This window comes from Variovorax sp. FG153 (genome assembly GCF_057809595.1).
Window position 1 is genome coordinate 62,805 of record NZ_JBMDKG010000002.1, and the last position, 16,047, is coordinate 78,851.

The 16,047-nt window shown below is 70.6% G+C and carries 16 protein-coding genes; 10 read left to right on the top strand and 6 right to left on the bottom strand.

Features of this window, described 5'->3' with window-relative positions; translation table 11 throughout:
• The first annotated feature begins 113 nt into the window (after positions 1–113).
• Together ACODT0_RS03345 and ACODT0_RS03350 are read left to right on the top strand one after the other, a co-directional pair.
• Positions 114–1,397, top strand: coding sequence for an efflux RND transporter periplasmic adaptor subunit (locus tag ACODT0_RS03345; protein WP_489040572.1), 1,284 nt, complete (start codon positions 114–116; stop codon positions 1,395–1,397).
• Positions 1,398–1,399: 2 nt separating this feature from the next.
• Complete coding sequence (locus tag ACODT0_RS03350; protein WP_489040573.1) at positions 1,400–2,893, top strand: efflux transporter outer membrane subunit; 1,494 nt, start codon at positions 1,400–1,402, stop codon at positions 2,891–2,893.
• Here ACODT0_RS03350 and ACODT0_RS03355 read toward each other — a convergent pair.
• Positions 2,844–3,941 (bottom strand): PA0069 family radical SAM protein, encoded by a 1,098-nt coding sequence (locus tag ACODT0_RS03355; protein WP_489040574.1) that lies wholly within the window; start codon positions 3,939–3,941, stop codon positions 2,844–2,846. The genes ACODT0_RS03350 and ACODT0_RS03355 overlap by 50 nt on opposite strands.
• A 122-nt stretch (positions 3,942–4,063) precedes the next feature.
• On the opposite strand from ACODT0_RS03355, the gene ACODT0_RS03360 reads away from it, so the two are divergent.
• From ACODT0_RS03360 to ACODT0_RS03385, 6 genes are all read left to right on the top strand, one after another.
• Positions 4,064–4,651 carry a GbsR/MarR family transcriptional regulator gene (locus ACODT0_RS03360; protein WP_413764012.1) on the top strand — a complete coding sequence of 196 codons (588 nt, stop codon included), beginning with the start codon at positions 4,064–4,066 and terminating at the stop codon, positions 4,649–4,651.
• Positions 4,652–4,714: 63 nt separating this feature from the next.
• On the top strand, positions 4,715–5,146 hold the full coding sequence (locus ACODT0_RS03365; protein WP_296730149.1) for a thiol-disulfide oxidoreductase DCC family protein: 432 nt from the start codon (positions 4,715–4,717) through the stop codon (positions 5,144–5,146).
• Positions 5,147–5,182: 36 nt separating this feature from the next.
• Positions 5,183–6,121, top strand: a complete 939-nt coding sequence (locus ACODT0_RS03370) for an SAM-dependent methyltransferase (RefSeq protein WP_489040576.1) — start codon at positions 5,183–5,185, stop codon at positions 6,119–6,121.
• Between the two features lie 40 nt (positions 6,122–6,161).
• Entirely contained in the window at positions 6,162–7,238 is a 1,077-nt protein-coding gene (locus ACODT0_RS03375; RefSeq protein WP_489040577.1) for an SRPBCC family protein, read from the top strand.
• Positions 7,235–7,873, top strand: coding sequence for a DUF4166 domain-containing protein (locus ACODT0_RS03380; RefSeq protein ID WP_489040578.1), 639 nt, complete (start codon positions 7,235–7,237; stop codon positions 7,871–7,873). The genes ACODT0_RS03375 and ACODT0_RS03380 overlap by 4 nt, the downstream gene beginning before the upstream one ends.
• Positions 7,874–7,901: 28 nt before the next feature.
• On the top strand, positions 7,902–8,249 hold the full coding sequence (locus ACODT0_RS03385; RefSeq protein ID WP_489040579.1) for a DOPA 4,5-dioxygenase family protein: 348 nt from the start codon (positions 7,902–7,904) through the stop codon (positions 8,247–8,249).
• Here the strand turns inward: ACODT0_RS03385 and ACODT0_RS03390 are convergent.
• Together ACODT0_RS03390 and ACODT0_RS03395 are read right to left on the bottom strand one after the other, a co-directional pair.
• Complete coding sequence (locus tag ACODT0_RS03390) at positions 8,229–9,581, bottom strand: Rieske 2Fe-2S domain-containing protein (protein WP_489040580.1); 1,353 nt, start codon at positions 9,579–9,581, stop codon at positions 8,229–8,231. The two genes, ACODT0_RS03385 and ACODT0_RS03390, sit on opposite strands and share 21 nt — an antisense overlap.
• Before the next feature lie 20 nt (positions 9,582–9,601).
• Entirely contained in the window at positions 9,602–10,588 is a 987-nt protein-coding gene (locus tag ACODT0_RS03395; protein ID WP_489040777.1) for a tripartite tricarboxylate transporter substrate-binding protein, read from the bottom strand.
• A 123-nt stretch (positions 10,589–10,711) separates the two neighbouring features.
• Here ACODT0_RS03395 and ACODT0_RS03400 point away from each other — a divergent pair, with 123 nt between their 5' ends.
• Complete coding sequence (locus tag ACODT0_RS03400; RefSeq protein ID WP_489040581.1) at positions 10,712–11,539, top strand: helix-turn-helix domain-containing protein; 828 nt, start codon at positions 10,712–10,714, stop codon at positions 11,537–11,539.
• Between the two features lies 1 nt (position 11,540).
• On the opposite strand, the gene ACODT0_RS03405 is transcribed toward ACODT0_RS03400, so the two are convergent.
• Entirely contained in the window at positions 11,541–12,197 is a 657-nt protein-coding gene (locus tag ACODT0_RS03405; protein ID WP_057592442.1) for a glutathione S-transferase, read from the bottom strand.
• A gap of 131 nt (positions 12,198–12,328) precedes the next feature.
• Here ACODT0_RS03405 and ACODT0_RS03410 point away from each other — a divergent pair, with 131 nt between their 5' ends.
• A complete protein-coding gene (locus tag ACODT0_RS03410) occupies positions 12,329–13,549 on the top strand; it encodes a polyhydroxyalkanoate depolymerase (RefSeq protein WP_057592441.1) in 1,221 nt (406 codons plus the stop codon).
• A gap of 1 nt (position 13,550) precedes the next feature.
• Here ACODT0_RS03410 and ACODT0_RS03415 read toward each other — a convergent pair whose 3' ends face one another.
• Both ACODT0_RS03415 and ACODT0_RS03420 read right to left on the bottom strand, forming a co-directional pair.
• Positions 13,551–15,257, bottom strand: a complete 1,707-nt coding sequence (locus tag ACODT0_RS03415; protein ID WP_489040582.1) for a Mur ligase — start codon at positions 15,255–15,257, stop codon at positions 13,551–13,553.
• Positions 15,258–15,327: 70 nt separating this feature from the next.
• Entirely contained in the window at positions 15,328–16,044 is a 717-nt protein-coding gene (locus ACODT0_RS03420; RefSeq protein WP_422097604.1) for a glycosyltransferase family 2 protein, read from the bottom strand.
• Positions 16,045–16,047: the final 3 nt, after the last annotated feature.

Genomic DNA, 16,047 nt, shown 5'->3' on the forward strand with positions numbered 1-16,047 from the left:
CCCGCCCCATCCGATCTTTTCGACACCTTGTTCGACTTGTTGTACCTGCCGCGCGCCGAGCCCTCCCACGGCCGCGCGGCCCGCCACGGAAACGGCCCCGCGCCGTACAGCGCATGACAGAGCAACGCCATTCGGCCCTGGCCATCCACCCCATCGCCGCCGACGACGGCGACGGCCCCGAGCTGCTGCGGCGGCGCCAGATCGTGCGGCGCACCCGCTGGCTGGTGCTGATCGTGGTCGTGCTGCTGGCGCTCGGCGCGGCACGCACGGTGTTCGTGCGCATCGCCAACGCACGCGAGCTGCAGGCCAGCACGGTCGAGCATGCCAAACAATACGTGCAGACCGCGCTGCCGCGCACGCCCACGGCGGGCCAGAAGCTGGCGCTGCCGGGCACGCTGCAGGGCTACGTGCAGTCGCCGATCTCGGCGCGCGCCAGCGGCTACCTCAAGCGCTGGACCAAGGACATCGGCAGCCGCGTCGAGAAGGGCGAGCTGCTGGCCGAGATCGAGACGCCCGAGATCGACCAGCAGCTGTCGCAGGCTATCGCGGCGCGCAACCAGGCGGCCTCGGGCCTCGAGCTCGCGCAGAGCACGGCCGCGCGCTGGGAGAACCTGCGCAAGAAGGACGTGGTCTCGCAGCAGGACCTCGACGAGCGCCGCAGCGCCGTCGCGCAGGCCACGGCCAACGTGGCCGCCGCCGATGCCAACGTGCAGCGGCTCAGGCAGACCGAGGGCTTCAAGCGCGTGGTCGCGCCGTTTGCCGGCGTGATCACGCGGCGCAACGTCGACACCGGCGACCTGATCGATGCCGGCGCCGGCGGCGGCGCGGGCCGCGCGCTGTTCGTGCTGGCGCAGACCGATCCGCTGCGCGTGTACATCAACGTGCCGCAGGCCTATGCCCAGCTCGTGAAGGCCGGCCAGCCGGTGGTGGTGACGCAGGCCGAGCTGCGCGGCCAGAAGTTCAGCGGCCAGGTCGCGCGCACCGCGGGCGCCATCGACACCACGACGCGCATGATGCAGGTCGAGGTCTCGCTGCCCAACCGCGACGGCGCGCTGCTGCCGGGCGCCTACGTGCAGGTCGAGCTGCCGCTGGCCGCGAGCGGCACGCTCACGGTGCCGGCCAATGCGCTGCTGTTCCGTGCCGAAGGCACGCGCGTGGCGGTGGTCGATGCGCAGGGCCGCGTCGGCTTGCGGCCCGTGACGCTGGGCCGCAACTACGGCGAGAACGTCGAGGTGGTCGACGGGCTCGCGCGCACCGACCGCATGGTGCTCAATCCCTCCGACTCGCTGGCCGATGGCGACGTGGTCGCGGTGGCGCCCGATGCGCCGGCCGATGGCGCCAAGCCCGGCGCGGCACCGGCTGCAGCACCGGCGGCCGCCAAGAAGGAACCCGCGTGAGCATGCGCCGTCCCGCCCTCGCGGCGATCGCGCTCGCCGCCGTGATGCTGGTCGCGGGCTGTGCGGTCGGCCCCGACTACAAGGCGCCCGAAACCCCGCTGCCCGTGAGCTGGAAGCTCGAGGCGCCGTGGCGCGAAGGCACGCCCAACGACATCGCCGACAAGGGCCCGTGGTGGAAGCGCTACGGCGACCCGCAGCTCGACGCGCTGCAGGACCAGGCCGTGGCCGGCAGCCCCACGCTCGCCATTGCCGGCGCGCGGCTCGCGCAGGCGCGCGCCACGCTGGCCTCGAGCTCGGCCGCGCAGTACCCGCAGCTCGGCCTGGGCACGCGCGCTTCGCGGCTCAAGATCTCGGCCAACCGGCCGCTGACCAACTACAACACCGCCAATTCGTCGACGGTGCAGAACGACTTCGCGCTCTCGCTCAACGCCAGCTACGAGCTCGACCTCGCGGGCCGCGTGCAGCGCAGCGTGGAAGGCGCGACCGCCTCGGCCGAGCAGTCGGCGGCCGACCTCGCCAACACGCGGCTGCTGCTGTCGGCCGACGTGGCGAGCAGCTATTTCAACCTGCGCTCGACCGATATCGAACTCGACGTGCTGACGCGCTCGATCGCGCTGCAGCGGCGCGCGCTCGAGCTGGTGACGGCGCGCCACGACCTGGGCGCCGTCTCGGGCCTCGACGTGGCGCAGCAGCAGGCGCTGCTCGAGACCACGCTGACGCAGGTCGACGTGCTCAAGAAGCAGCGCGCGCAGTACGAGCATGCGCTCGCCACGCTGACCGGCACGCCCGCGCCCTCGTTCGCGCTGGCGACCGACCTGCGCGAGATCCGCCCGCCCGCGGTACCGCTGGGCGTGCCCTCCGACGTGCTCGAGCGCCGGCCCGACGTGGCCTCGGCCGAGCGCGCGATGGCCGCGGCCAATGCGCAGATCGGCGTGGCGACCGCGGCCTTCTATCCGAGCATCCTGATCGCGCCCACGGTCGGCGTCGACAGCCGGTTGATCGAGTCGCTGTTCGATGCGCCCAGCCTTCTGTGGTCGGTCGGCGTGTCGGCCACGCAGGTGCTGTTCGACGGCGGCCGCGTGCGCGCGGGCGTGGACTTCGCGAAGGCCGGCTATGACGCCACCGTCGGCAACTACCGCCGCGTGGTGCTGACCGCGATGCAGGAGGTGCAGGACGGCATCGACGGCCTCGCGGCGCTCGAGCGCGCGACCGCCCAGGCGCAGTCGGCCGTGGCCGCCGCGCGGCGCGTGCTCGACATGGCCAACAGCCGCTACGAGGGCGGTGCCTCGACCTACCTCGACGTGATCACCGCGCAGCAGTCGCTGTTGACGGTGGAACGCCAGGCCGCACAGCTGCAGGGGCAGCGCCTGCTGACCTCGGTGTTCCTCGTGAAGGCGCTGGGCGGCGACTGGTGCGGAGACAGCGGCGCGGACGCCGCGCTCGCCGCTAGAACAGGCTGCCCTGCCCCGGGTCGCCAGGTGGCCGAAAAGCGCTGAGGTCGAGCGCGATGCGCTCGCGGTTGAAGCCGATGCGCGCGGTCGCCTTCTCGAAGCGCTGGCGCAGCAGGTCAGCCCACAGGCCGGTGCCCTTCATGCGCGTGGCGAAGTCGGCGTCGTAGTCCTTGCCGCCGCGCACGTCGTGGATGCGCGCCATGATGCGATCCGCGCGCTGCGGGTAGTGCAGCGCCAGCCACTGCTTGAGCAGCGGCGCCACCTCCCAGGGCAGCCGGATCATGGTGTAGAACGCGCTGCGCGCGCCCGCCTCCCAGGCCGCCTCGAGCACCTGCTCCATGTCCTCGGTCACGAACGGAATCTGCGGCGCCACGCTCACGCCCACCGGCACGCCGGCCTCGGCCAGCGTGCGGATGGTGCGCAGCCGCCGGTGCGGCGCCGCCGCGCGCGGCTCGAGCTTGCGCGCGAGTTCGCCGTCGAGCGTGGTCACGGTCACGTACACCGCCGCCAGGCCGCGCGCGGCGGCCGGCGCGATCAGGTCGAGGTCGCGTTCGATCGCGCTGGACTTGGTCACCAGCCCGAAGGGGTGGTTGACCTCCGACAGCAGCTCGATCAGCGAGCGCGTGATGCGCAGCTCGCGCTCGATCGGCTGGTAGCAGTCGGTGGCCGTGCCGATCGCGATGTGGCTGGGCCGATAGCTCTTGCGGCCCAGTTCGCGGCGCAACACCTCGACCAGGTTGCGCTTGGCGATCAGCTTGGTCTCGAAGTCCAGCCCCGGCGACAGGTTGAGATAGCTGTGCGTGGGCCGCGCGAAGCAGTAGATACAGCCATGCTCGCAGCCTCGGTAGGGGTTGATCGAGCGGTCGAAGTAGATGTCGGGCGAGTCGTTCTCGTTCATGGCCGACTTCACGTCCTCGAAGCGCACCTCGGTGGCCAGCGGCTCGAGCTCGTCGGCCTCGGCGACTTTCTCCTCGAGCGTGCCCCAGCCGTCGTCGAAGGCATCGCGCTCGTCCTTCGAGAAGCGGTGCGCGAGCCGCGTGGCGGCGCCGCGGCCCTTGATGGCATGGATGGGGATGTGGGCGGCGGGTGGCATGGCGCGACTCCTTCGCGATCTCGATACTGTTTAAACGTACAGTATTTCACCATTCGCTCAGCCTTTGGCAATTTTTTAATTTCTTTCTTGACAGAAATTTCGGAAGTCCTAGACTCCAGCGCATGGAACTCACCGACATCCAACGCAAGTTCGTCCTCCACTGGGGCGAGATGGGCTCCATGTGGGGCGTCAACCGCACCGTCTCGCAGATCCATGCACTGCTGTTCGTGCACGGCAAGCCGATCCATGCCGAGGAGTTGTCCGACACCCTGGGCGTGGCGCGCTCCAACGTGAGCAACAGCCTGAAGGAACTGCAGGCCTGGAACCTGGTGCGCGTCACCCACATGCTGGGCGACCGGCGCGACTACTTCGAGACCAGCGTCGACGTCTGGGAGCTGTTCCGCACCGTGGTGCGCGAGCGCAAGGAACGCGAGTTCGACCCCACCATCCGCATGCTGCGCGAGATCGTCGCGAGCCCCGACTTCCAGAAGGAATCGGCCGATGCGCAGGACCGCATCCGCTCCACCATGGACCTGATGGCCAAGCTCGCCACCTGGGCCGACGAGATGCTGCGGCTGTCGCCCGGCACGCTCGACAAGGTGCTGACGCTGGGCGCGAGCGTGCAGAAGTTCGTCCGTGGCGATGCGCCCGCGCCCGCCACCGGCAAGGACGATCCCGACGCCCACCATGCGAGCCTGCCGATGATCTGAGGCCGGCTCTTTTTTTGCCCATTCATTTCTGTTTTGACAGAAATATCGAGAACGAAGAACACCATGTCCCGCTCCACCGCCATCGCCTACCCGCTGACCGTCTACTACGACGCCACCTGCCGCCTGTGCAGCGCCGAAATGGGCGCGATGAAGGCGCGCGACGCGGTCGCGCGGCTCGTTCTGGTCGACTGCTCTCCGCCGGATTTCGAGGCCGGCCCGGCGCCGCGCGAGGCCCTGATGACCGCGATCCACGTGGTCGATGCGGCCGGCCGCGTGCAGGTCGGCGTGCACGCGATCCGCGCCTGCCGCGAGGCGGTCGGCCTGTCCAACGGCGGCGCCCTGCTCGACCTGCCGCTGGTCGCGCCGCTGGCCGACCGCGCCTATGCCGCGCTGGCGCGCAACCGCCAGCGCCTGCCCGGCTGGTTCGTGACCCTGCTCGCCGGCCCGGCCGCGAAGGCCTCGCGCACCTGCGTCGACGGCCAGTGCCGGCTCTGACGTCCGCCCCCCATTCCCCCACCAGGAGTTCACCGCATGCCCAGCGTCTTCCAGCCCGACTTCCACCTGCCGCACACCGCCGAGGCCCCGGCCCCGGCCCCGGTCAGCCGCGCCGACACGCAGGACTACTTCACCGAGGTCGCCACCGACTACGGCGCCTGGAGCCCCAGCTACAACATGCACTTCGGCTACTGGCGCGCGGGCCTGAATCCGCTGCGCCGCGAAGGCATGCTGGTCGAGATGAACCGCGAGGTCGGCCGCGCGCTGCAGCTCGGCGAGCGCCCCACGGACGACGGCCGCCACTGCGTGCTTGACCTGGGCTGCGGCGCCGGCGCCACCGCGCGCACGCTGGTCGGCGACGACCGCCGCCTCTATGCCGTGACCGTCACCAACGTGGCGGTGCAGAACCGCATCGCCGCGCGCCTCGACGCCCAGGCCGGCGTGGCCGACCGCATGGCGCACCTCGAGGCAGACTACACGCGCACCGGCCTGCCGGCCGCGCAGGCCGACGGCGCCTGGGCGCTCGAGAGCGCCTGCTATGCCGAGGGCACCGCCAAGGCCGACTTCGTGCGCGAGGCCGCGCGCCTGCTCAAGCCCGGCGCGCGGCTGGTGGTGGTCGACGGCTTCCTGCTGCGCCGCGAGCCCGGCCGCCTCGCGCGCTGGCTGCACCGCCTGTGGGCCGACAGCTGGGCCGTGCCGACCCTGGCCGTGCGCGAGGACTTCGTGGCCGCGCTGCGCGAACATGGCTTCGAGGACATCGACGTGCGCTCGCTGCGCTGGCGCGTCGCGCCGAGCGCGCTGCACATCCCCGCGCTCGCCACCCGCTTCACGCTGGCCGAGCTCTGGAAGGCGCGCGGACGCCTGAGCCCCTGGCGCCGCAAGCACATCGTGGCCAGCTACTGCGCGCTCGCGCTGGGCATGTTCTGGCGCGACTTCGACTACTGCATGGTCAGCGCCACGCGGCGCGCCGACTGAGCCCGCACCCGCACACACACCGAAGAGGAGAAGGATCCCGATGCGCAACGAACCCGACGACGACACCCGGTTCTCCGGACTGGCTCCGATCGATGGCCCCGCACCTCCCGCCGGGGATCCGCCGAAGCGCCGCCTGCCCTTTCGCTGGTTCTGGCCGATGCTCGCCGGCGCGGCGATCGCCTTCGTGCTGCGGCTCGCGTTCAGCGGCGCGCCGGGCCACGGCTACTCGGCGATGCTGGGCACCTTCATCTTCCTCGCACCCGCGCTGTGCGGCGCGGTCACGATCTACGTCGCCGAGCGCATCGAGCGCCGCAGCTGGACCTACTACCTGGTCGCGCCCTGGCTGTCGACCGCGCTGTTCGCGCTGGGCACGCTGTTCGTCTTCATCGAGGGACTGATCTGCGCGATCGTGGTCGTGCCGGTGTTCGCCGTCATGGGCAGCCTCGGCGGCTTCGCGATGGGGCTGGTCTGCCGCGTCACGAACTGGCCGAAGCCCGCGCTCTACAGCTTCGCGGTGCTGCCATTGGTGCTGGGCGCGATCGAGCCGCAGTTCCCGAACCCCGAGCGCCTCTCGTCCACCGCGCGCACCCTGTTCATCGCGGCACCGCCCGAGCGCGTGTGGCACGAGATCAACAACGCGGGCGCGATCCGCCCCGAGGAGCTCGGCGATGCCTGGGCCTACCGCATCGGCGTGCCGATGCCGGTGTCGGGCGTGACCCAGGAGACGCCCGAGGGCCGCGTGCGCATGGTGCGCTGGCAGAAGCAGGTGCATTTCGAGGAGCTGGTCACCGAGTGGGAACCGGCGCGCCACGTGCGCTGGCGCTACCGCTTCGCGCCCGACTCCTTCCCGGCCGGCGCGCTCGACGACCACGTGATGATCGGCGGCCACTACTTCGACCTGCGCGAGTCGGGCTACACGCTCGTGCCGCGCGACGGCGGCACCGAGCTGCGGCTCGACGTCTCGTGGCGCGTCAGCACGCGCTTCAACTGGTACGCGGACCGCCTCGCGCAGTTCCTGCTCGGCGATTTCTCCGAGCACATCCTGCGCTTCTACAAGGCCCGCAGCGAAGCCACGGCGACCGCCGATGCGCACACCGGCCCCATGATCCGCCCATGAGCCACGACACCCGCCCGGTCTTCCAGCAAGCGCTCGGCCCCGCCTGGGACCGGCTGGGCGACGCGATCCGCCGCCACTACACGATGGCCCCGCATTCGAACGACCACGTCTGCGTGCGCGGCACCATGCACGAGGTCCACCATGCGCCCTGGGCCGCGCTGCTGATGCCCTTCGGCCGGCTGTTCGGCGCCCTCGTGCCCTACACCGGGCGCGAGGTGCCGATCGAGGTCCACTACCGCTGCCGGCCCGACGACCCGCACCTCTACTGGGACCGCATCTTCCGTTTCGCGGGCCGCGCGCCCTTCCACTTTCGCTCGCACATGGAGCACGACGCGGCCGACGGCGCGCTGGTGATCGAGTACGTGCGCTTCGGCATCGGCATGCGCCTCGCGGTGAGCGCCGAGGACGGTGCCCTGGTGTTCCGCGACCGCGGCTACGTCTGGCGCCTGGGCCGCCTGCGCATCCCGCTGCCGCTGGGCCTGCTGATGGGCACGGCCTATGTCGAGGAACGGCCCGACCCGCGCGACCCCGACGCCTTCAGCATGCGGATGCTGCTGCGCCACCGCTGGTTCGGCGACGTGTTCCGCTACAGCGGCAGCTTCCGCCTGCCCGACGACCTTCCCTGCGACAGGTGATCCGCGCCGGCGCCACAATCGCCTCACCATGCCGCGCCGCCCCGAGAACCTCTACCCGCAGTACCACGCCCACGTCTATTTCGGCCCCGCCACCGTGGCCCGGGCCCGCGCGCTGTGCGAGCAGGCGGGCCGCGAGCTGATGGTGGTGGTGGGCCGGGTGCACGAGCGCCCGGTCGGCCCGCATCCGCACTGGAGCTGCCAGCTCGCCTTCGACGCGGCCGAGTTCGACTCGGTCATCGGCTGGCTCGACAGCCATCGCGACGGCCTCGACGTGTTCGTGCACGGCGTGACCGGCAACGACCTCGCCGACCACACCGACCACGCGATGTGGCTGGGCAACGAGAGCGCGCTCGACCTAAGGATGTTCCGGCACTGACCGGGACGGCGCGTCCTCCGCCGCGCCGTCGGTGGCCGCGCCGTGCACCTTGAAGAAGCGCGCCCCCTCCACCTTCTGCCCGATCGCCTGCTCGTAGGCCGCGCGCACCGCCTCGGGCTGCCCGGCCTGGCCGAAGAAATCCTTGAGGTAGGGGCCGAGCAAGGGATGCGCCGCGAGCTCCCGGCGCGGCAGGCCCTTGGCCATCTCCTCGCGACAGGCCGAGGGCAGGAACACGTCGCGGTTCTTCTGCGGATCGCGGATCAGCCCCTTGGGCTCGTGCGCCGGGTCGGCCTGCATCGCCTCCAGTTCCTCGAAGAAGCGGCGCCGCATCATCACGATGCCCTTGTCGCTCTGGCCGAGCTTCTCGCGCGTGCGGTCGGTGACGGCACCCTGCCCCACCCACACGGCGAAGTCCTGGTTGGCGACGTGGCTGGTGATCCAGCGGCCCGTGACCGGATCCCGGGTGGGCCCGTACCACGACGGAATGCGTTCCTGCACATAGGGCTCCTGCTCGGTCGGCACGCGGCTCAGCACCCACAGCACGCTCAGCGTGTGGTGGTCGTCGATCGGCACGCGCCATTCGAAGTGATGGCCGAGGAAGAAGCCGTTGGGCCACAGCGTGACGCGCCCCGCGGTCCACATCGGGTTGTCCTCGCGCTCGCCGCCGCGCAGCCGCCGGTAGACGAAGCCGTGCTCGAACTCCTCGAACGCGAGCTTCAGGTGCGTGGGCACGTACGGGCCTTCCTCGCCCTGCAGCCGCGTGGTCCAGTTGTTGTGCGTCCACTCGAAGTGCACCGGGTCGATCGAGTTCTCCTGGCACTGGAACCAGTTGCACGGGATCTCGGCGAACACCGCCTGCGCGAAGCCGTTGGCGCAATTGAACAGCTCCCAGTCGGGCAGCAGCGGCGCGGGCTGCGGCCCCATGTAGGCCCACAGCAGCCCGGCCTTCTCCTGCACCGGGTAGGCCTTGATCCGCGTGCTGCGGCGCATGCGCGCGCCGGGGTCCAGCGTCTCCTCGAAGGGCTGGTGCACGCACTGCCCGCCCGCGTCGTACTGCCAGCCGTGGTAGCTGCAGCGCAGCCCGCACTGCTCGACGTAGCCGTAGGCCATGTCGGCATTGCGGTGCGGGCAGCGCCGGTCGACCAGCCCGTAACGGCCGCCGAGGTCCTTGTAGAGCACCAGGTCCTCGCCGAGGATGCGCAGCGGCTTGACCGCCTGCGCGTCGAACTCGCTCGCACCGGCGACCGGGTGCCAGTAGCGGCGCAGGTAGTCGCCCATCGGCGTGCCGGGGCCCACTTCGGTCAGCAGGCGGTTCTTCTCTTCGCTCAACATCGTCGTCTCCTGTTTCCTGGTCAATCCGCACGGATGCCGAACTCGCGCACGAGCCGGCCGAAGCGCTGGTCGTCCTGCGCGATCTGCCGCGCCAGCACGGCGGGCGCGCCGCCCACCGGCTCGATGCCCAGCGTGGCCATGCGCGCCTGCACCTCGGGCATGCGGAGGATCTCGTTGAAGTGGGCGTTGAGCGCCTGCACGATCGCCTCGGGCATCGCCCGCGGCCCGAGCAGGCCCATCCAGGCGTTCAGGTCCACGTCGCGCCAGCCGAGCTCGTACAGCGTGGGCACCGTGGGCAGCAGGGCCGCGCGCTGGCGCTGCGCCACCGCGAGCGGCAGCAGCTTGCCGGCCGCGATGTGGCTGGCCACGGCACCGGGCGTGATCCAGCCCACGCTCACATGGCCGCCCAGGGCGTCGTTGACCACCGGCGCCACGCCGCGATAGGGCGCATGCACGAGCGCGATGCCGGCGTCGCGGTTGAACAGCTCGCCCGTGATGTGCATCGGCGAGCCCGCGCCCGGCGTGCCGTAGGTCAGCGCGCGCCCGGCCTTCGCGGCCGCCACGAGCTGGGTCGCGCTCTGCAGGCCGGTCGAGGGCGCCGTCACCAGCAGCAGCGGGATGTCGCCGGTCTTCACGATCGGCGTGAAGTCCCGGACCACGTCGTGCGCCACGCCGGGACCGGCCTTGAGCACGTGCTGCGCGATCGGGAAGGTGCTGGGCGTGAACAGCAGCGTGTAGCCGTCGGCCGGCGCCTTCGCCACCCAGGCGTTGCCGATCATGCCGCTCGCGCCGGGCCGGTTGTCGATCAGCACCGGCTGACCGACGCGCTGCGACAGCTTCTCGGCATAGGTGCGCGCGATGGCGTCGGTGTCGCCGCCGGCCGGGTAGGCCACGACGATGGTGATCGGCCGCGCGGGCCAGGTCTCGGCGGTGGCGGTGGCGGCGAACGCGCTCAGCGCCGAGAACAGCGCCGCGGCGGCCATCGTCCGGCGCCGGAGTGGATTCATCATGGGCTTTCCTTTCTTGCCTGTGCGTGGAGCCACGGGATCGGGGCCAGTGCAATGTAGGAAGCCGGGCGCGGGGCCCCAAGATATAGTTTCACTGAGTGAACCACTTCGGAAGGCCGCGGCATGTCGGACACCCAGGGCGCGCAGGGCGTGAAATCCATCGACGCGCTGCGCCGCGGGCTCGAGGTGATGCTCGCGATCCAGCGCTCCTCGGCCGCCACGCTGTCGGAACTCAGCCGCCAGACCGGGCTGTCGAAGGCCACGCTGCTGCGCATCCTCAAGACGCTGCAGCAGGCCGGCTGGGTGGAGCGCAACGAACTCGAGAAGCGCTACGTGCCGACCTCGGCCGCCGGTGCCCCGGGCCCGCTCGTCGAGTGGCGCGCGCGGCTGTCGGCGCTGGCGGCGCAACCGCGCGCCACGCTGCAGCGCAAGGTGCCCTGGCCCACCGACCTCGGCGTGCGCGACGGCAGCGCAATGCTGATCCTCGACGCGCACCGCCCGATCAACGGGCTGGCCGTGAACTACCGGGTGCTGGGCTTTCGCCCGCCGATGCTGATGTCATCGCTCGGGCGCTGCTACCTCGCCTTCTGCCCCGAGGACGAACGGCGCCAGCTTCTCGTGGCGCTCGCGCGTTCGCCGCACCAGGTCGACCGCGACGCGCGGCGGCCCGAGAACGTGCGCCGCATGGTGGCGAACGCGCGCGCCCAGGGCTACGTGTCGCGCGACCCCACCGCCACCAGCATGGATTCGCCCGACCGCTTCGGCGCCATCTCGGTGCCGGTGCGGCTCGACGAACGCGTGGTCGGCTGCATCAGCTGCGCCTGGCTGCCCGCGGTGCGCAGCGAGCGCGAGATGGTGGCGCAGCACCTGGCCGACCTGCAGGCGGCCGCGCAGGGCATCGAGCGCAAGCTGCGGCAGGCCGGCTTCGAGCCGGCGCCGCCCCCGGGCTGAATCAGAACTCCGCGTCGAGCTCGTCGATCTCGTCGGGCTCCTGCTTCGCCGCCGCCACCCATTCCTTCATCGCGGGCAGCTCCATCACGCGCTTGCAGTAGGCCGTGCAGGCGCTGTCGAGCGCCACGTCGTAGCTCAGGAAGCGGGTGACCACGGGCGCGTACATCGCGTCGGCGATGCCCGGCTGCTCGCCGAACAGGTAGGGGCCGCCGTAGGCCTTGAGGCATTCGCGCCAGATCGCCACGATGCGGTCGATGTCGGCCTGCGCGCGCGACCACACCTTGAAGTTCTTGAACCGGGCCTTGATGTTCATCGGCAGCGCGCCGCGCATGGCCGCGAAGCCCGAATGCATCTCGCCGCAGATCGCGCGGCAGTGGGCGCGGGCCGCCACGTCGGCGGGCAGCAGGCCGGCCTTGGGCTTGATCTCGTTGAGGTACTCGCCGATCGCCAGCGTGTCCCACACCTTCACCGAGCCATGCTGCAGCGAGGGCACCAGCATCGAGGACGACAGCAGCAGCATCTCGGCCTTCATGGCCGGGTCGTCGGGCGGGATGATCTTCTCGCTGAAGTCCAGGCCCGCCAGCCTGCACATCAGCCAGCCGCGCAGCGACCAGGCGCCGTAGTTCTTGCTGCTGATGGTGAGAACGGGTTTGGCCATCGGGTGTGCTCCTTGGTGCCGGCAAGCGCCGCCGGTGGCCTCAGACGTGCAAGCCCTGTGCCACCCGTTCCATCCCGGTGCGCCCGGCCTTGGCCCGCAACTTGCCTCTGGCACTGCAACGCACCACAACCATGCTCTACCGCGTCTACCAGAACCAGGCCGACCTGCTCTCCCCGCTGCGGCTCGCCTCCCAGTACATGGCGCGCGCGCTCTGGCAGGACGGCAGCGAGCGCACCATGCAGCGGCGGCTGGCGGCGCAGTGCGAGGTGTTCTCGCGCATGCGGCTCACCCACAGCCGGCCGCCCTACGGCATCGCCAGCGTGCCGGTCGACGGCGACGAGGTCGCGGTGCACGAGGAGGTGGCGCTGAGCGCGCCCTTCGGCACCCTGCTGCATTTCAGGAAGGACGGCGACCATCCCACGCACCCGCCCGTGCTGCTGGTTGCACCGTTGTCGGGCCATTTCGCCACCCTGCTGCGCGAAACCGTGCGCACCCTGCTGCGCGACCACGACGTCTACCTGACCGACTGGCACAACGCGCGCGACGTGCCGCTGTGGCAGGGCCGCTTCGGCCTGGACGACTACACGCTGCAGCTCATGGCCTTCCTCGAGGCCGTCGGCCCCGGCGTCCACATGGTCGCGGTGTGCCAGCCCTGCGTGGCCGCGCTGGCCGCCACCGCGCTCATGGCCGAGGACGACAACCCCGCCACCCCGCGCAGCCTCACGCTGATGGCCGGGCCGGTCGACTGCCGCATCAACCCGACCGCGGTGAACCGCCTCGCCACCGACCGGCCCATCGACTGGTTCCGCCGCAACCTCATCAGTCACGTGCCCTGGCCGCATGCGGGCGCGATGCGGCGCGTGTACCCGGGCTTCCTGCAGCTCGCGGCCTTCATGAGCATGAACCCCGAGCGCCACAAGAAGCAGTTCGAGGACATGTACCGCCACCTGGTCGAGGGCGAGCTCGAGAAGGCCCGCACCATCGGCAACTTCTACGACGAGTACCTGGCGGTCAACGACCTGCCCGCGGAGTTCTACCTCGAGACCGTGGAGCGCGTGTTCCAGACCTACGACCTGCCGCGCGGCCAGCTCACCGTGGGCGACCGCACCGTGAACCCGGCCGCGATCCGCCGCACCGCGCTGCTCACGGTCGAGGGCGAGCGCGACGACATCTGCGCGGTGGGCCAGACCGTGGCGGCGCAGGACCTCTGCACCGGCGTGCGGCCCTACCTCAAGGCCCATCACCTGCAGGCCGGCGTGGGGCACTACGGCGTGTTCAGCGGCAGCAAGTGGAACGCACAGATCTATCCGCGCGTGCGCGAGACCATCCACGCGGCCGCCGAGCTGCACTGAACTACGGCTGGGGCAGCGCGGCCTCCACCGCCGCCGGCTGCGCCGGCCGCCCTCCCGCCTCCAGATATTTCCAGTACGCCACATACCCCGAGAGGTAGTGCTCCACGTCGTCGATGCGCACGCGGAAGCTGTGGTGGCGGATGAAGAAGCTGCCCACGATGCGCTGCGGATTGCGGAAAAACATCGCGAGCTCGGGCCAGAAGTGCCCCGTGAGCAGGTAGCGCGCGCGCTGCTCGAGCGCGCGGTAGAACTTCTCGATGTCGAAGCCCTCGAGCAGGTGCGCATGCGCGGGGTCGGCCTGCAGCCGCGTCACCATCTTCTGCGCCGCCATCATCAGCTCGAGCAGGGTCGGGAAGGTGGTGATGCGGTTGAGCACGAACTCGAGGTGGTCGCGCACGTTGTCCAGGCCGAAGCGGAAGTAGCGCTCTTCCGGCCGGTACAGCGTGAGCTCGTTGACGCAGTAGCTGAGCCAGTGGTCGTGCGCCTCCCAGTGGCGCGCCTCGATGAAGTGCGCGAAAGCCTTTTCCACCGCGCGCAGCCAGCGCTCGTCGCGCGTCAGGCCGTAGAGCCGCATCAGTCCGAAGGCGGCCTCGCCGTCGTAGTAGATGATCCGGTTCTCTTCCTTCACGCGCAGGTCGGGATGGTGGAGCACGTGCACGAAGCGGCCGCTGGTTGGGTCCTGCATGTGCAGGATGCCGAGCGCGAGCTGCTCCATCTGCGGCAGGTAGGCCTGCTCGCCCGTGAGCTCGGTGTACTTGACCATCGCGAGCAGGCACACGGCATTGCCGCCGAGCTTGATCTCGTCCTCGATGTCGACCAGGAACGCGGCCCGCGACCCATCGGGCAAGGTGGCGGGCCGGATCAGCTCGCCCGTCAGGTGGCCCAGCGCGCGGTCGATCGCCGCCTTGTGCTCCGGCTTGCGCGTCAGCTCCCAGCCCTCGATCAGCGCATAGGTCGAGCTCGCGTGGCGCAGCGCGTTGTAGGTGGGAATGGCGCGGTCGAAGCAGGGAAACCAGCCGTAGTGGTAGGCGCCCGCGCTCTTGACCTGGCGCGCGAGGTAGGCGGTGCTGGTCTCGACGATCTGGCGCACGCGCGGCGCGTCCCAGGCCGGCAGCCGGCGGTAGCCGCGGCCCACGCCTTCGTGCTCGATGCGGTGCGCCTCCTTGCCGTCGGTGAACACGGCGCGCGTGTCGAACACCCACACCGGCTGCTGCGGATCGGTGGGCCAGCTCAGCTCGCGGCCGTAGCGGTGCTGGCCGAACAGCCGGAGGTTCGCCGCGTTGGGCGTGGCCTCGTCGAACTTGCCGTCGTAGAGCACGGCGTGGGCACCGATGTCCTGCTCGAGCATGGCCACCGACAGGTCGGCGTCGAAGGCGATGCCGCTGCGGAAGTAGTTGCGCTTGGTAGTCGAGAACGCCTGCTGCAGTCCCTTCCAGTGCATCGCCTGCACCGTGTGGACCACGTCCGCGCGCAGCCAGATCGGCGCCGTGCTCTGCTTGCGCAGCCAGGTCTGCAGCAGTTGCGCGCCGCGGCGCCACACCTCCTCGAAGTTCCTGCCGCGCACCGTCACTACGTGGGCGCGCTCCTTGCCGTTGCAGGCCGACAGGAACAGCACGCCCGCGCCCTCGGGCGCCGACGCCTCCATGCACTCGGCCCACGTCGCGGCCACCGCGGGCTTCGCGCACGCGAGCAGTTCACCCAGACTCATCGAAGATTCCTCACATGGCTTCCATCGGCTGGCGATGCGATGGCTGCGCGCATTGTCCCTCGTCCGAATGTCATTCCCAGGGCCGGGCCACCGCCGCTTCGTACTCCCGCGGCGTGCCGCAGAAGACGATCTGCTCGGCGCCGATCAGTTCGTAGGCCACGCGCGCGCCGCGCTCGATCAGCGCGTTGTAGCAAGGCGCGATGTAGTACTCGCCGCGCGTCAACAGCTGGTGGCGCTGCTGGTGCTCGAAGGCCTCGTCGAAGACGCGCGCGTCGGCGAAGTGGTAGAGGCCGTCGCTGCACAGGTTGGAGATCCGTTCCTTCTCGGTGGTGCGCAGCACCGTGCGATCGGGCCCGGGTTCGACGAAGGACCAGTGCTCGCCCTCGCCTTCGAACACCTCGAGGTAGCCGGCGGCGCCATCGGCCAGCGCCGACTTGCGGAAACCGGGCCGGATGGTGTCGATGTTGAAGACGTAGACCGCTTCCTCGCTGCGCAGCGCCTGCAGCCCGCGGTGCACCGAGTCGGCCTGCCCCAGCGTGTCGCCGTCGAGCTCGACGATGTGGAAGGACTTGACGCCCAGCGCCTTGAGTTCGCGCACCAGGAACTCGACCACGTCGTGGTCGCGCCGCACCACGAACAGGAACAGGTCGTCCTGGAAGTAGCGCTCGAAGGACTTCACCACATGGAAGAACACCGTGCGCCCGTGCAGCGGCAGCCGGTACTTGGGCAACGTGTAGCCGGCCTCGGTGAAACGGCGGCTCTGGCCCATCATCGGAATCACGAACATCCC